Genomic DNA, 15089 nt, shown 5'->3' with positions numbered 1-15089 from the left:
GAACACGGAATCACACCCGACGAAATCACCTCGCGCCAACGAAAACGAATCTACAACTCGCTTCAGCAAACGCATCTGCCGAAACTCGAACGCACGGGGTTCGTGACGTATAACTCGGCACGCGGAAGTGCGAAACTCACGGAACAGGCCAGTAACTCGATATGTATCTCGAAGTCGTTCCGGGACGGGAACTGTCGTGGGCGCAGTACTATCTCGGACTCGGCGGCGTCAGCGTTGCCTTGATGGCCGCCGTATGGCTGGAAGCATTTCCATTCAGTCTGCTTCCGGCGTTGGTCTGGGGTTCGTTCGTCGCGAGCGTCTTCCTCCTCTCCGGCATTGCGCACGTGTTCACACTTCGTTCGTCTCGCCTTGGAGCGAGCGGCGAACCGCCGGGGGTGTAACCGTCGTGGAAATGTAACTGTCGTTGTAGTAAGAGGAGTGCACGATGCCGAGCGTATCGCGATACGTACTGGTTATCGACATTTGAAACCCACTTTTAGCTCAAAACAGCCGATAACACGGAAGAGACTTCGATTTTCTCCTACTGCGCAGTGGTTACCTGACAGCATAAAAAACCACTGGCGGGGAGCTAGAGTTAGGAAGATTCTTCCCGCTCGCTCACGCAGGTGTTGGCATGAGCACGATTACTCGCGGAACGGAGAGTGAAGAGCGATGATGGGCGGCGGAAACCAAGAACTGCAGCAGTTGTCCCAGCAGCTTCAGCAGTTGGAAGCCGAGAAAGAAGAACTGGAAGGCGAAGTCGAAGACTTGCGCGACGAGAAAGACGAGATGGACGAAGCCATCGAAGCAATTGAGACGCTCGACACCGGGTCGGTCGTTCAGGTACCGCTCGGCGGCGGTGCGTACATCCGCGCCAGTGTCGAAGACATCGACGAAGTCGTCGTCGAACTCGGTGGCGGCTACGCCGCAGAGCGCGACCAGAACGGTGCCATCGAGTCGCTGAAGAGCCGAAAGGACGTCATCGACGAGCAGATTACGAGCGTGCAGGAAGACATCGCCGAGGTCGATGACCAGAGCGACCAGTTGGAGCAGAAGGCCCAGCAGATGCAACAACAGCAGATGCAACAGCAGATGCAGCAGATGCAAGAACAGGAAGACGAGGACGAGTAACCGGCGATGTTCGACAGTCTGAAGGAGAAGCTAAGCGGGTTCCGTAAGGACGTCGAGGAGACGACCGAGGAGAAAGCCGAGGAGGCCGAAGCCGAGGAGGAAGACGCGGTGCAAGAAACGGAACCCGTCGAGGAACCGGTTGAAGAAGACGAAGCCGAACCCGAAGATTCGGCGTCGGAGGCAGAACCCGACTCCGAGTCCGAACCGGAGGTAGAGGCGGAAGCCGAGTCCGAACCGGAGGTAGAGGTGGAAGCCGAGTCCGAACCCGAGGAGACGAACAACGGCGGCTTCATGCAGAAGGCGACGTCGTTCGCACGCGGTGAAATCGTCATCGAAGAGCAGGACGTCGAAGACCCGCTTTGGGAGTTGGAGATGGCGCTCCTCGAAAGCGACGTGGAGATGAGCGTCGCGGAGGAGATGCTCGAAGGCATCCGAAACGACCTCGTGGGCGCGACCCGGAAGTTCAGCGCCGAAACCGGCGATGTGGTCGAGCAGGCGCTTCGTGACTCCCTGCTGTCGGTCATTAGCGTCGGCCAGTTCGATTTCGACCAGCGCGTTGCCGAGGCCGACAAACCGCTCGTCATCATCTTCACCGGCGTCAACGGCGTCGGGAAGACGACGAGCATCGCAAAGCTGTCGAAGTATCTCGAAGAGCAAGGTCTGTCGTCTGTGATGGCGAACGGCGACACCTACCGTGCGGGCGCGAACGAACAAATCGAAGTTCACGCCGACGCACTCGACAAAAAGCTCATCGCCCACGAACAGGGCGGCGACCCCGCGGCAGTCATCTACGACGCCGTGGAATACGCAGACGCCCACGACATCGACGTGGTGCTGGGCGACACGGCAGGCCGCCTGCACACCAGCGAGGGTTTGATGGACCAGTTGGAGAAAATCGAGCGCGTCGTCGGCCCCGACATGACCCTCTTCGTGGACGAGGCGGTGGCCGGACAGGACGCAGTGCAGCGCGCCAAGGAGTTCAACGACGCGGCCGAAATCGACGGCACCATCCTGACGAAGGCGGACGCCGACTCGAAAGGTGGAGCCGCGATTTCCATCTCGCACGTGACGGGGAAGCCGATTCTCTTCCTCGGAACCGGACAGGGGTACGACGACATCGAGCGATTCGACCCCGAAACCCTCGTCGAACGACTGCTCGGCGACGAAGACGAATAATCGAATTTCAACGTTTTTTCGCGCGACAAAGCAACAGCAGTTCGAAGAGCAACAGCCACCCACAAATCGCGCATTGTCACCGACTTCGGGACGCGCGGCGAGAAAACCTGCGCCGACCGCTGGCGCAGGTGTTCGAGTGCCCGGGGAGGTAAGGGGAGTACGAGGCAAGCGGTCTGCCTCGATTGCGAGCGGGGAGGGACGACCCGCGCCCGCATGCGGTGGCGGTGTTTGTAGTCGTGATTTGCAGTCACGGCAGAGAAGTCAGAAAGTACGTCAGCAAGAAATCGGAGACCACCTCAGTGAGACTATTCCACTCGTAATTCGCAACCGCCAAGACCAACCACCGATTTCTGTCGAACGACAGCGAACCGAATCGCACTGGAAAACACCACCTAAAAACCAACAGTGTATCTACTCGAACTCGGCGGAGAAGACGACGGATTTGCGGCCTGTGAGGCCGAAAGCGCGGCGACTGATGTCGAACTCGTCGCGCCCGGACTCGCGCGAGCGACGGCCGTCACTGAGCGCGTGCGACACCTCGCGTACACCCACCGGGCGAGCGAACTGGTTGGCGAGACGGACGCCGACATCGACAGTGCGTGCGCCCTGCTCTCCGCGGCGGCCATCGACCGCGAGGGAACGGTCGCCGTGCGCGCGCGCGCAGTGCGCGAAACACGAATCAGCACGCAGGAAGCGGAGCGCGAACTCGGCGGGATACTCGTCGAACGCGGATTTTCGGTCGATTTGGACGACCCCGACCACGAACTCCGGGCCGTTTTCTCTGACGACGTTTGCATGCTTGGTTGGCTCGAAACCGAGAGCAAACGGAACTTTGGCACGCGAATGCCGACCGACAGGCCGTTTTTTCAACCCGGAAGTATGCATCCACTGCTCGCCCGCGCGCTGGCGAACATCGCTGGGGCACGGGAGGGGACGACGATTCTCGACCCGATGTGCGGCACTGGCGGGGTGCTCATCGAGGCCGCGCTGGTGGGAGCGCGACCACTGGGTGTCGATGCACAGGAAAAGATGGTTCGCGGGGCGAATGAGAATCTCGAACATTACGGTTCCGATAGCGGCGCAGGGGCGGTTCGCGGCGATGCGACACATCTGCCGTTTCCCGACGATTCGATTGATGGAGTCGTGTTCGACGCACCCTACGGCAGGCAGTCGAAAATCGCCAATCTGGAACTGGACGACCTCGTTGCTGGCGCGCTGTCGGAGGCCCATCGCGTTGCCTCTCGCACGGTGATTGTCGGCGACCGCTCGTGGACTGACGAAGCGCGGGACGCTGGTTGGACTGTCGAGAGCGAGTTCGAGCGCCGAGTGCATCGGTCGCTGACACGTTACATTGCGGTGTTGTCTCGATAAGAAATTTTCCGAATGTAGTAAATGCTATCACCGTAAACCCACGCCTATGGAGCAATATCTGGGCCTCGTGGAGAACGTCCTTCGGGAGGGAACGTACAAGCCCAATCGAACCGGCGTGGATACGATTTCGACGTTCAGCCAACACTACGAAATCGACCTCCAAGAAGGATTTCCGCTGTTGACCACGAAACAGATGGACGGCTTTCGCTGGGACTCGATGTTGCACGAACTTCTTTGGTATCTTTCCGGTGAAGAGCACGTCCGAAACCTCCGAGAGAAGACCGGAATCTGGAACGAATGGGCCGACGAAGAAGGGAACCTCGACACCGCCTACGGACGATTCTGGCGGCGATTTCCGGTTCCGGACTCGGGACTTTCGGGCGAGTCGTGGCCCGAGGACGGCCATCGCTGGCTAAACGAGGACGGAACCTTCGACCAGATTCAGTACGTCGTGGACGGCCTGAACGAAAATCCGAACTCGCGGCGGTTCGTCGTCTCGGCGTGGCATCCGGCAAATGCGGCGGTTTCGACGCTTCCGCCGTGCCACTACACCTTCGTCGTCAACGTTCAGGGCGAAACGCTGAACCTACATCTCACTCAGCGGTCGGGCGACGTGGCACTCGGGATTCCGTTCAACATCGCGGCCTACGCCCTGCTCGCGACTGTTCTCGCGCGGGAAACCGGATTCGAGGTCGGGAAGTTCGCCCACACAATCGTGGATGCCCACATCTACTGCGGCGAGGGCGAACGCGGCGAATGGTACCGCGACAATCTCGGCGAACTCCAAGCGCGACTGGACGACGTGGAGGTGAAAGCCGAATTTGAGGAAGTGCGCGAATGGCTCGAATCGGAAGCCCCGGAGGAAGCAGAAGGCAAAGAGCGCTTCGACCACGTTCCCGGCCTGCTGACCCAACTGTCGCGCGAACCGAAATCGCGTCCGGAAATCGAGATTACCGCGGATTCCCTCGCCGAACTGACCTACGACGACATCGCGCTTCGGGAGTACGACGCCCATCCCGGAATCAAATTCAGCGTGGCGGAATGACGCGACTGGTCTGCATCGCCGCCGTCGCGGAAAACGGTGTCATCGGCAGCGACGGCGACATGCCGTGGCATTACTCGGAGGATTTGCGCCACTTCAAGGAGACGACGATGGGTCACCCTGTGATTATGGGGCGGACGACCTACGACAGCATCGCGGGCCAAATCGGCGGCCCGCTTCCGGGGCGAACGAACGTCGTCCTCAGTCGGTCGAATCCCGACTTGCCGGAGGATGTCGTGCTGGTTCACGGCATCGAGGAAGCGATTGCGGAAGTCGAAGAACTGGACGACACCGCCTTCGTCATCGGCGGCGCAACGATTTACGAACAGTTCCTTCCCTACACGGATGAACTGATTCTCACCGAAATTCACGAGGAGTACGACGGAGACACGCGGTTTCCAGAGTGGAGTCGAGACGAATGGCGGGAAGTCGAACGCGACGAGCGCGGCGAGTTGGATTTCGTGCGGTACGAACGTCGGTAGTTACGCCTCACTCCCGCGTGGGCGAATCCGCGGATTCGCCCACGCGACCAGCGCACCGACGAGGAGGGCGACTAGCCACGTTCCGATTGCTGTTTGCTGGTCTGCGGTTACGCTCTGAACATCGAAAATCATCCATAGCGCGACTGTGCTGAGCCAACTGACGATACCGAACGCCCAGACCTGTTGATACGAAACCGGGAATTTGCCGAGGGCGATGAGCGTACCGACGACGAAACTTGGCAAATACACGAGGAGCGTGGTTTGCCACAGTTGAGGACTTTCCACGAGGAACGGCGTAAAGACGGTGAGCGGAAGCGAGAGCATCAACACGCTTCCGACCACGATGCCGACTTGTTCGAGGCGGCGGGGGAGAGACATGAAAAAGAGTTTGCCGTCCTGAATAATACGTCTTCTGTCGTATACCACCGTCTCCAGTCGGATTTAGCTCGGCGGCGCGGGCGGGCCGAGCGAAACGAGGTAGACGATACCGCCGATGACGATGCTCCCCAGAAAGCTGACGAGGATGTGGATGGCGGTGACGAATCCCGCGGTTCGCCATTTAATTCGATAGACGATATGAAAGAGGCTCAAATCGAGCGCAACCGCGATAGCAACGATGAGAACTCCGACGTATTGCTGGAGAACGAACGGAAGTATCGCGATTGCCGGGCCGATTGCGAGCGCGCGAGTAAACGGCACACTCCCGAGGAAGTTTCTCGCGGCGATGTGGGCCGTCAGCGTGAGAAAACTCGCCAGAAGGAGATACGTTCCGACGATTGGCGTCAGTTCACCCAGCAGTGCCATACTCGTTATTCACGAGCGTGGCATCTTGGGTTTGGCGATTACTCCAGCAGGCCGAGTTCTTCGAGTCGCGAGACGATTTTGTCAACCGCCTGCTCTGCGTCCTCTGGCTTCTTGCCGCCGGTGATGACGAGTTTGCCGGAACCGAAGAGCAGCGCGACGACTTCGGGTTCGTCGAGACGGTAGACGAGGCCGGGGAACTGTTCGGGTTCGTACTCGATGTTCTCCAGACCGAGACCGATAGCGATAGCGTTGAGATTGAGATTGCGTCCGAGGTCAGCGCTGGTAACGATGTTCTGGACGACGATTTCGGGGTTCTCGTTGACTTCGATGTTCAGTTCGCGGAGCTTGTCGAAGACGATTTCGAGACTTTCGTGAACGTCGGCAGTACTCTTCGCGCCGGTACAGACGATTTTGCCGGAGCGGAAGATGAGTGCGGCCGATTTGGGGTTCTGGGTACGGTAGACGAGGCCGGGGAACTGCTCGGGGTCGTAATCCGCACCTTCGAGGTCCATAGCGACACTCTGAAGGTCGAGTTCCTGTCCGATGCCCGTCGAGGCGACCACGTTTTCAATGTTGATGGTTTCCTTGGGGTCGGTCATAGCGCGACTTAAATGTCGTATTTAAGGTTTATAAAGGTTGGTAGTCCTGTCTGACACGTCTCAAACAGCCTTTATGAAGCATTTCAGGACGAAACGTTCATATTGGGGTCTTTAGTGGCGTTTCGCGCCCGTCTCACAAATTGCGATGGCGCAGACCTTAACAGTGCGCCGCCCCAATCGGCGGGTAATGACCGACGAGCGAAGTCACAAGTTTTCGGAAGGAGAGGGCTTCGGCGACCCATACGACGAGTTCGATTTAGATCCGCCGGAACTCGAAGTGAATCCGGACGAGGTAGATCCCGTAGATTCCCGCGTCGTCACGGATATGTTAGACCGACAAGCGATTCCAAGCGACAGGGTGTCCGTCGCAGACCTCGTGGAAGTCGGGCTGAGCTACATGCAAATCAACCGCTTCGAACAGGCCACCGAAACGTTCGAACGCGCGGCCCGCTACGCCGACGAGGATTCCCTCGAAGCGCAGGAGGCGTGGGTGAACAAGGGCGCGGCGCACGGCCAACTCGAAGAGTGGGACGAAGCCATCGGATCGTACCGCGAAGCCCTACGAATCGACGACGACAGCGAACACGCCGCGACAGCCGAGACGAACCTAGCCTACGCGCTGTGGGAGTCGGGCCAGACCGAACAGGCGCTCGAACATTCGGAGCGCGCGGTCGAAATCGACCAGCGATTTCCCCAAGCGTGGTTCAACCGCGGTTTCTTCCTGCTCGAACGCGGACTGGCTGAGGACGCCCTGAACTGCCTCGACAACGCGATTCGACTCGGGTTCAGAAACGTGCAGGTCGTCGAAGAGAAAGCGCGCGCGCTGGAGGAGGTCGGCGAAGACGAGGAAGCCGAACGACTCGCAGAGGAAGCAGAAGAGATGCGAAAGCAGGCGGAGCAAGAACTGGTTCAGGAGTAATCGAAGAACAATGATTCTCAGGGAGCGAGACACACAAGAGGGACTGCTGGTTGCAGTCTGTGACGACGACGTGCTCGGCGAGACGTTCGAAGCGGGCGATGTGTCGTTCACCGTGAGCGAGGAGTTCTACGGCGGCGACGAGGTTGACGAAAGCGAAGTCGTGGACAGTTTGACCCGCGCCAGTGTGGCGAACATCGTCGGCACCGAGGCCGTAAGCCTCGCAATCGAGAAGGGCTTCGTTGACGAGGAGAGCGTTCTCGATTTGGACGCCACGAAGCACGCCCAGTTTTTACGGGTGTAGCTTCGGTTCGGGAACTAATCCAGCAATGCAGGAACGTTTACAGCGACCAGACAGAGCAGTGACCCAATCGCTATTCCCGCACCAATCGTCGTCAGGCCGGTGTCGAAAGCCAACGAGAGGACAGTGTGGAAGGCACCGACGAACGCGAGGCCGAGAAAGAGTAGACTCGCGCCGAGTCGTCGTTTCGAAACCATACGGACAGCAAGGGACGAAGTAGCTTAAGTCACGTTGCCAGCGTGTAACGAAAACCGGTTTCGTCGCGCTCGGTAGACCGAAGGAGTGTTTTGACTCGAACACCAACCATTGTGTAATGGAACCACAGCAGTCAGACGCGCTGGATGTCGCGCGTATTCGGGAGGACTTCCCGATTTTGGAACGGGAAGTCAACGAAACCCAGTTGGTGTATCTCGACAACGCGGCGACGACGCAGACGCCGGAACAAGTCGTAGACGCCATCTGTGACTACTATCGGAACTACAACGCGAACGTCCACCGCGGTATCCACCAGTTAAGCCAAGAAGCCTCAGTCGCCTACGAGGAGGCCCACGACACTGTCGCGGAGTTCATCGGCGCGAGCGGCGGGCGCGAGGAGATGGTGTTCACGAAGAACACGACGGAGGGTGAAAACCTCGTGGCCTACGCGTGGGGACTGAACGAACTCGGGCCGGGCGACGAAGTCGTCCTGACCGAGATGGAACATCACGCCTCGCTCGTGACGTGGCAACAACTCGGCAAAAAGACGGGTGCAGATGTGAAATACATCCCCGTGGACGAACAGGGCTACCTCGACATGGACGCCGCAGAGGAGATGATTACCGACGACACGAAAATGGTGAGCGTCGTCCACGTCTCCAACACGCTCGGGACGGCGAACCCGGTTAGCGAACTAGCCGACATCGCCCACGACCACGATTCCTACATCTTCGTCGATGGCGCGCAGGCCGTGCCGAACCGCCCTGTCGATGTCGAGGAAATCGACGCCGACTTCTACGCCTTCTCAGGCCACAAGATGGCTGGCCCGACCGGAATCGGCGGCCTGTACGGCAAGAAACACATCTTGGAAGAGATGGAACCGTATCTCTACGGCGGCGACATGATTCGCAAAGTGACCTACGAGGACGCGACGTGGGAAGACCTGCCGTGGAAGTTCGAGGCTGGAACGCCGAACATCGCGCAGGGTGTCGCGTTGGCCGCGGCCGTCGAGTATCTGGAAGACATCGGCATGGAGCGAATCCAGCGCCACGAAGAGCAGCTCGCGGAGTACGCCTACGACCGCCTGACCGAAGAGGGCGACGTGGAAATTTACGGCCCGCCGGGCGACGACCGCGGCGGACTCGTCTCGTTCAACGTGGATAGCGTCCACGCCCACGACCTCTCCAGTATCGTGAACGACCACGCGGTAGCGATTCGGGCGGGCGACCACTGTACCCAACCGCTCCACGACAAAATGGGCGTCCCAGCGTCTGCGCGCGCGTCGTTCTACATCTACAACACCCGCGAAGAGGTGGATAAACTGGTCGAAGCCGTGGACGACGCCCGGCAGTTGTTCGCGCAGTAGGTTTCAGCGGAAAGTTTCGTAGGTCGCGGTAGTTCTATGACCGACGATAGCAGTAGTCTAGATGGGGGTACCGATGAGTCAATCACGCGCAACGCAGCTTGCTGTGCCGGTGAAGCAGTACGACCATGTCGATGGGGCGGCCGATGCAGGCGTCACACTCGTTGAATATGGGGATTACGAATGCCCGTACTGCGAGGAGGCACATCAGGCGGTGAAAGAACTGAGACGGACGATGGGAGACCGAGTGCGATTCGTTTTTCGCCACTTCCCGCTTACGCAATTGCATCCGCATGCACAGCGGGCGGCAGAGGCGTCAGAAGCGGCAGCGGAACAGGGGAAATTCTGGGAAATGCACGACCTGCTCTTCAGGCAGCCGAGCGAAATAAGGGAAGCGGAGCTACAGGATTTCGCCGCAACCCTCGACCTCACCCAGTTCAACGACGAGCTCGCGATGCACACTCACCGCAACCGGGTTCGCGAGGATCTTATCTCCGGCGCTCAAAGCGGGGTTATCGGAACGCCGACGTTCTTCATCAACGGAGAGCGCTACGATGAGCAGTGGGATGTCACCCCACTTCGGGCGGCGCTCGAAGATGCGATGTGAGGTTCCCACATCTATTTTAACTGGCCGAGGGAATGACAGGTTCAATGACGAAAACCCTCCCGAAAGCAGTTCGTTCGCGTGCAAAAACCTACTTCGAAAACGTCGCTCCCGCTCACGATTGGCATCACGTCAAACGAGTCGCCAATCTCGCGGAAACCCTCGCCGAAGAACACGGCGCGAACGACCGAATCCTGTTCACGGCAGTCTGGCTTCACGACATCGGCAGGGCACGCGAAGACCGTGGCGAAATCGCTGACCACGCCGAGTGGGGTGCGAAGGGAGCAAAACGTATTCTTGCCGAGTACGACGCCGCAGAGACGGAAATCGAAGCGATTCAACACTGTATCCGGGCACATCGCTTTTCGAACGACGTGGAACCCGAAACGATAGAAGCGAAACTGCTCTCCGATGCCGACAACCTCGACGCCCTTGGCGCGGTTGGAATTGCCCGCAACTTCTGCTTTAGCGGCGAATTCGCACAACCACTCCACGACCCCGGTCTGCCGATAGTGACGGACGATACGACTTCCGGAGCCACGGCGATGAACCATTTCCACAAGAAAATTCTCCGACTGCCGGAGCGGATGTACACCGATGCAGGCCGTCGGATGGCCGAGGAGCGCAGTGCGTTCGTGGAGGAGTTTATCGCGCGGTTCGAACGCGAAGTCACTGGCGAGGTGTGAAAATCGTTTTCACCCGTCCAGTAAATCAACAGCCATGAACGCGGACGACCGGAATTTGTCCCCTGAAGAAGCCTTCTCTCTCCTCGGAAACGACACCCGAATCGGAATCATTCAAACACTCTGGGAGGCCGACGAACCGCTGTCGTTTTCCGAACTGCACGACCGAGTCGGACTGAGGGACAGCGGGCAGTTCAACTACCATCTGAACAAACTCGTCGGCTTGTTCGTCCGGCAGAAAGACGGGAAGTACGAACTCCCGTTCGCGGGATTTCGAGTCATCGGTGCGATTCTCTCCGGAACGTACACACAGCGCGCCGAATCCACGACGTACGAACTCGATTCTCCTTGTGTCAAATGTGAAACGATGCTGGAAGCGGAGTACGACGAAGAGATGGTAACGGTTCGTTGTCCGACCTGCGACGAACAATGGTCGAAATTCGGATTCCCGCCGGGTGCGTTCGAAGGCCGCGACACTGCAGAATTGCCGCGAACCTTCGAACGGTGGCTTCGTAACGTGTTCTTGATGATGGCCGACGGTGTCTGTCTGAACTGTTCTGGACGAACGACCAAGTCACTCGTCACCGAATCGAAACATTTCGAGCAGGAATCTGAAATCGGAGTCGAGTTCGTCTGCGAACGATGCAACGACCACGGATTCGGCTCGATTGGCTCGTATATCCTCCAACATCCGGCAGTCGTCGCGTTTCACTACGAACACGGCATCAACCTCCGCGAGCAGTCCGCGTGGGAACTGGAATGGCTCATCGAAAACGAGGCTGAAATCATCGCCGAGATACCGTTACTGGTCGAGTACACCGTCGAATTGGATGGCGACGAACTCACAGTGACCGTGGACGATGAACTGACCGTCGAAGTCGAAGATATGTAAAGTCTATATCAGAAGTTCGTTTCGGTAGCTTCAGCTACAGAAATGTAGTTCTGCGAACAGATATGGGACGATACTGCTTCTTTCGTTTTGTGCGCTCTCTATTCAAAAACGGTACTTTCGCGCGACTCTTCTTCGGACGACTGATAACGAACGCTGGAGACAGCGCCTACACCATCGCGGCGATGTGGCTCGCGTTCTCCCTCGGTGGGTCGTCGTTCTACACCGGATTGGCGGGATTTCTCACCATGCTTCCGCAGGTGTTTCAGTTCCTCGCCGGGCCGCTCGTTGACCGCTGGCCACTCCGCCGGATTCTGGTCGGGACGCAGGTCACACAGGGGATTCTCGTCCTCGTGATACCGCTCGCCGCCGCGACGGGATGGCTCTCGGTATGGGTCGTTCTCGTCGTGATGCCCCTCGTCTCGCTCCTCAACCAGTTCGTCTACCCGGCACAGCAGGCCGCCCTCCCGCGCGTCGTCGAGAAAGAAGAACTGGTCGAAGCGAACTCTGCGTTCTCGTTCGCGTATCAGGGCGTCGATTTCGTCTTCACGGCCCTCGGCGGCATCGTGGTCGCGGTGGTCGGTGCGGTATCGCTCTATCTCATCGACTCGGTAACGTTCGCTATCGCGGCGCTCGTGTTCGTCGGCGTGCAAATCCCTCCGGCAGAGAGTGACGAAGGTGACCAGGGCGAAGACGCGAAAAACGTCACCTCCGCAGTGGACGAATATCGCGTACAACTCGCGGACGGAATCCGCTACGTTCGCGGTTCGGTGCTCGTCTGGGTGCTCCTCGGAAGTCTCGTCGTCAACGCGACTATTGGGACAGCACTCGCAGTGCTACCGGCCTACGCGAACACCCACGGTGGACCGGATGCGTACGGTTTCATCCTCGCCGGAATTACCGGTGGAATGCTCGTTGGGTCGCTTTCCGCGACACCCTTGAAGCGATTTTCGCTGGCAACGTTGAGCATCGGTGGATTCGCTTTCAGTGGTGTTGCGTGGCTTGTCGCTATCGCAGTAGGATGGCTTCCGGCGACGGTGGCGCTCTTCTTCCTCGCAGGTGTTCCAATCGGTGCGACGAACGTTATTTTCGCGGCAATGGTACAGTCCGTCGTTCCGGAAGACCTGATGGGTCGTGTCTCGTCGGTGCTCGCCAGCGGTTCCGTCGGTGCGATGCCAGTCGGTTCCCTTCTCGGTGGAATCGGTGGAAACGTGTTCGGGAACTCCATCGTCATGACCAGTGCGGGATTCGGACTCCTGTTCATTTCCGCCTGCTGGCTAACTCATCCGCTTCTTCGAAACCTTGCAGATGTCGAAGACCTTCGTTCGGAACGATACGGGCTGACACGCTCAAAGCGGGCCGAACCGTCGGAATCCTTTTAGGCGACACTCTCGTACCGATATTCAACAATGAGCATGGGTTCGGACATGTACCGACAGCAGATTCTCGACCACTACCGAAGCCCGCGCAACTACGGTGAACTGGACGACCCCCATTTCACCCACGAGGGAGTCAACCCCTCCTGTGGCGACGAACTGGAATTCGACGTGAGTCTCGACGACGACGAGGAAACCATCGAGCGAGTCGCGTTCCGCGGCGACGGGTGTGCCATCAGTCAGGCCAGCGCGAGCATGCTGTCGCAGAAACTACCGGGAATGACCTTGGACGAAGTAGAGGAAATGGACAGAGACGACGTTATCGACATGCTCGGCGTCGAAATCAGCCCGATGCGGGTGAAATGCGCCGTCCTCGCCGAAAAGGTCGTCCAAGACGGCGCCGAGATTTTCGAAGGGGAAGCGGAACTCGACAAAACGACGACGGAATAACTGACAGTATCCCTTTATCGACTGACTTTTTTTACTGACGTTGCCGTTCTGCCGATATGGCTTTCGAGATTCGTCCAGCGACGCCGACGCATATCGACGGCATTCGGCGAGTTGCAGAAAAAGCGTGGTATTCCGCTCACGAACCGATTATCGGGTCTAAAACAGTCGATGAATTTCTAAAAAAGCACTACGACGCGGAAGCGTTTCGCTCGCTTATCGAAAACGACGATGCGATTTTTGCTGTCGCAGTGACGAGCGAATCCGACGTTGTCGGATTCGCTTCCGCTACTCTCGACAACGACTGCTCTACGACGTATCATCTCGGTCGCATCTACGTGCTTCCCGAACGGTGGGGCGAAGGAATCGGACGGCGACTTCTCGCCACCACTGAACAGAATATCGAACGGCGCGGCGGTGAGCAAATCGAATTAGGCGTCATGGCCGAAAACGAACGCGCCGTGAAATTCTATGAGTCGAATGGCTATCGGCGCGAGAACGAGTTCTACGACAACCGAATCGATACGCACAGCTACGAATACAGAAAAGAGATGGAAAGGGGAAAGAGGGGGAATCCGTCGCCGTAGCGTGTGATACGACGAGGTTATTCCGGTTTCAGACCGGCGTCCTGCACGCGCATGACGGCCTCGCCGTCGGCGAGGTTCGGCGCGTCCACGAGGCGGACGATACGCTTGTCGCCCTTGGATTTGCGGAGGTACATCCGGAACGTGGATTTGTGGCCGAGGATGTTGCCACCGATAGGCTGGGTCGGGTCGCCGAAGAACGAATCGGGGTTGGAAGACACCTGATTCGTCACGACGATTGCGGTGTTGTACAGGTTGCCGACCTTGTCGATGTCGTGGAGATGTTTGTTGAGTTTCTGCTGGCGGGTCGCGAGTTGACCACGGCCGACGTACTCGGCGCGGAAGTGGGCGGTGAGGCTGTCGATACAGAGGAGTCGAACGGGCCACTCGCTGTCTTCGTGTTCGCCAGCGAGTTCTTGGGATTTCTCCGCGAGGAGCATCTGGTGGTTGGAGTTGAACGCCTTTGCGACGTGAATCTTGTCGAGGAAGTCATCTACGAGTTCCGTCACTGCTTCGTCGTCGTCCGGCGACCCTTCTATTTCACGGTCTTCCATCGTGGCCTGCAGGACTTCGTCCGGAAGGCCACGAACCATGTCGTCGATACGCTCCGGCCGGAACGTGTCCTCGCTGTCGATGAAGATGACGCTCCCGCCGAGGCCACCCTGCTCGCGTGGGAGTTGCACGTTCACCGAAAGCTGGTGCGTGACCTGCGACTTGCCAGCACCGAACTCGCCGTACACTTCGGTGATGGACTGGGTTTCGACGCCGCCGCCGAGGAGGTCGTCCACTTCGTCGATTTGCCAGCTGAGTTTACCGATTCGTTCTCGCCGTTCGAGAACCTGCGAACCGGTTTCGAAGCCGCCGATGTCAGCTTCCTTCCGCGCGGCCTGAATGATGTCCGCGGCGGTGCTCTCGCCCACGTCGGCGGTGTTGCTGAGTTCGCCGGGGCTTGCAACTGCGAGGCTCTGATACGAGTCGAACCCTGCGTCGCCGAGTTTTTCTGCTGTCGCCGGTCCAACGCCGGGGAGGGTTTCGAGGTCTACGTCTGCCATTGTACTCCATCCTTGTTCTCACCATCATATAAACCCCCGTTAACTGCGGAGTGAAAGTGAAAATGGACGACTGC

General features: G+C 58.6%; 20 protein-coding genes and 1 pseudogene. 16 read left to right on the top strand and 5 right to left on the bottom strand.

Annotated elements, in window-relative coordinates:
- The first annotated feature begins 9 nt into the window (after window positions 1-9).
- The 7 genes from BW974_RS27495 to BW974_RS12760 all read left to right on the top strand — a co-directional run bounded on the left by BW974_RS27495 (window position 10) and on the right by BW974_RS12760 (window position 5202).
- Window positions 10-243, top strand: a complete 234-nt coding sequence (locus BW974_RS27495; RefSeq protein ID WP_449267256.1) for a DUF7344 domain-containing protein — start codon at window positions 10-12, stop codon at window positions 241-243.
- Window positions 162-401 carry a hypothetical protein gene (locus tag BW974_RS24670; RefSeq protein WP_139328872.1) on the top strand — a complete coding sequence of 80 codons (240 nt, stop codon included), beginning with the start codon at window positions 162-164 and terminating at the stop codon, window positions 399-401. Before BW974_RS27495 ends, BW974_RS24670 begins: the two co-directional genes overlap by 82 nt.
- A gap of 274 nt (window positions 402-675) precedes the next feature.
- Window positions 676-1131: a prefoldin subunit alpha gene (gene pfdA / locus BW974_RS12780; RefSeq protein WP_076430946.1), complete on the top strand. Its 456-nt coding sequence runs from the start codon at window positions 676-678 to the stop codon at window positions 1129-1131.
- Between the two features lie 6 nt (window positions 1132-1137).
- On the top strand, window positions 1138-2307 hold the full coding sequence (gene ftsY / locus BW974_RS12775; protein WP_076430658.1) for a signal recognition particle-docking protein FtsY: 1170 nt from the start codon (window positions 1138-1140) through the stop codon (window positions 2305-2307).
- A 405-nt stretch (window positions 2308-2712) separates the two neighbouring features.
- Window positions 2713-3678 carry a TIGR01177 family methyltransferase gene (locus tag BW974_RS12770; RefSeq protein ID WP_076430657.1) on the top strand — a complete coding sequence of 322 codons (966 nt, stop codon included), beginning with the start codon at window positions 2713-2715 and terminating at the stop codon, window positions 3676-3678.
- A gap of 46 nt (window positions 3679-3724) precedes the next feature.
- Window positions 3725-4723: a thymidylate synthase gene (gene thyA, locus BW974_RS12765; protein ID WP_076430656.1), complete on the top strand. Its 999-nt coding sequence runs from the start codon at window positions 3725-3727 to the stop codon at window positions 4721-4723.
- A complete protein-coding gene (locus BW974_RS12760) occupies window positions 4720-5202 on the top strand; it encodes a dihydrofolate reductase (RefSeq protein WP_076430655.1) in 483 nt (160 codons plus the stop codon). Before thyA ends, BW974_RS12760 begins: the two co-directional genes overlap by 4 nt.
- On the opposite strand, the gene BW974_RS12755 is transcribed toward BW974_RS12760, so the two are convergent.
- The 3 genes from BW974_RS12755 to BW974_RS12745 form a co-directional block, all read right to left on the bottom strand.
- A complete protein-coding gene (locus BW974_RS12755; protein WP_076430654.1) occupies window positions 5203-5580 on the bottom strand; it encodes a hypothetical protein in 378 nt (125 codons plus the stop codon).
- Between the two features lie 63 nt (window positions 5581-5643).
- Window positions 5644-6006 (bottom strand): DUF7473 family protein, encoded by a 363-nt coding sequence (locus tag BW974_RS12750; RefSeq protein WP_076430653.1) that lies wholly within the window; start codon window positions 6004-6006, stop codon window positions 5644-5646.
- Window positions 6007-6044: 38 nt separating this feature from the next.
- The gene (locus BW974_RS12745) at window positions 6045-6605 is read right to left on the bottom strand and encodes a TATA-box-binding protein (RefSeq protein WP_049969372.1); all 561 of its coding nucleotides are present in this window, start codon (window positions 6603-6605) and stop codon (window positions 6045-6047) included.
- Between the two features lie 187 nt (window positions 6606-6792).
- Here BW974_RS12745 and BW974_RS12740 point away from each other — a divergent pair.
- A pseudogene (locus BW974_RS12740) lies at window positions 6793-7521 on the top strand (tetratricopeptide repeat protein); the annotation flags it as partial.
- A 13-nt stretch (window positions 7522-7534) separates the two neighbouring features.
- Complete coding sequence (locus BW974_RS12735; protein WP_076430651.1) at window positions 7535-7825, top strand: DUF424 domain-containing protein; 291 nt, start codon at window positions 7535-7537, stop codon at window positions 7823-7825.
- A 14-nt stretch (window positions 7826-7839) separates the two neighbouring features.
- Here the strand turns inward: BW974_RS12735 and BW974_RS12730 are convergent, their stop codons facing one another.
- Window positions 7840-8019 carry a hypothetical protein gene (locus BW974_RS12730; RefSeq protein WP_076430650.1) on the bottom strand — a complete coding sequence of 60 codons (180 nt, stop codon included), beginning with the start codon at window positions 8017-8019 and terminating at the stop codon, window positions 7840-7842.
- A 116-nt stretch (window positions 8020-8135) separates the two neighbouring features.
- Here BW974_RS12730 and BW974_RS12725 point away from each other — a divergent pair, with 116 nt between their 5' ends.
- From BW974_RS12725 to BW974_RS12695, 7 genes are all read left to right on the top strand, one after another.
- The gene (locus BW974_RS12725; protein WP_076430649.1) at window positions 8136-9383 is read left to right on the top strand and encodes an aminotransferase class V-fold PLP-dependent enzyme; all 1248 of its coding nucleotides are present in this window, start codon (window positions 8136-8138) and stop codon (window positions 9381-9383) included.
- A gap of 73 nt (window positions 9384-9456) precedes the next feature.
- Window positions 9457-9987, top strand: a complete 531-nt coding sequence (locus BW974_RS12720) for a DsbA family protein (RefSeq protein ID WP_076430945.1) — start codon at window positions 9457-9459, stop codon at window positions 9985-9987.
- A gap of 44 nt (window positions 9988-10031) precedes the next feature.
- Complete coding sequence (locus tag BW974_RS12715; protein ID WP_076430648.1) at window positions 10032-10670, top strand: HD domain-containing protein; 639 nt, start codon at window positions 10032-10034, stop codon at window positions 10668-10670.
- A gap of 34 nt (window positions 10671-10704) precedes the next feature.
- Window positions 10705-11559, top strand: coding sequence for an ArsR/SmtB family transcription factor (locus BW974_RS12710; RefSeq protein ID WP_076430647.1), 855 nt, complete (start codon window positions 10705-10707; stop codon window positions 11557-11559).
- Between the two features lie 89 nt (window positions 11560-11648).
- Window positions 11649-12938, top strand: coding sequence for an MFS transporter (locus BW974_RS12705; protein WP_076430646.1), 1290 nt, complete (start codon window positions 11649-11651; stop codon window positions 12936-12938).
- Window positions 12939-12965: 27 nt separating this feature from the next.
- Window positions 12966-13382, top strand: a complete 417-nt coding sequence (locus BW974_RS12700; protein ID WP_076430645.1) for an iron-sulfur cluster assembly scaffold protein — start codon at window positions 12966-12968, stop codon at window positions 13380-13382.
- A 56-nt stretch (window positions 13383-13438) separates the two neighbouring features.
- Window positions 13439-13966, top strand: coding sequence for a GNAT family N-acetyltransferase (locus BW974_RS12695; protein WP_076430644.1), 528 nt, complete (start codon window positions 13439-13441; stop codon window positions 13964-13966).
- 17 nt (window positions 13967-13983) lie between these two features.
- Here the strand turns inward: BW974_RS12695 and radA are convergent, their stop codons facing one another.
- A complete protein-coding gene (radA, locus tag BW974_RS12690; RefSeq protein WP_076430643.1) occupies window positions 13984-15015 on the bottom strand; it encodes a DNA repair and recombination protein RadA in 1032 nt (343 codons plus the stop codon).
- Window positions 15016-15089: the final 74 nt, after the last annotated feature.

Source organism: Haladaptatus litoreus (genome assembly GCF_900156425.1).
Classification (GTDB): Archaea; Halobacteriota; Halobacteria; order Halobacteriales; family Haladaptataceae; genus Haladaptatus; species Haladaptatus litoreus.
This window is presented reverse-complemented; position numbering and strand designations above follow the sequence as displayed.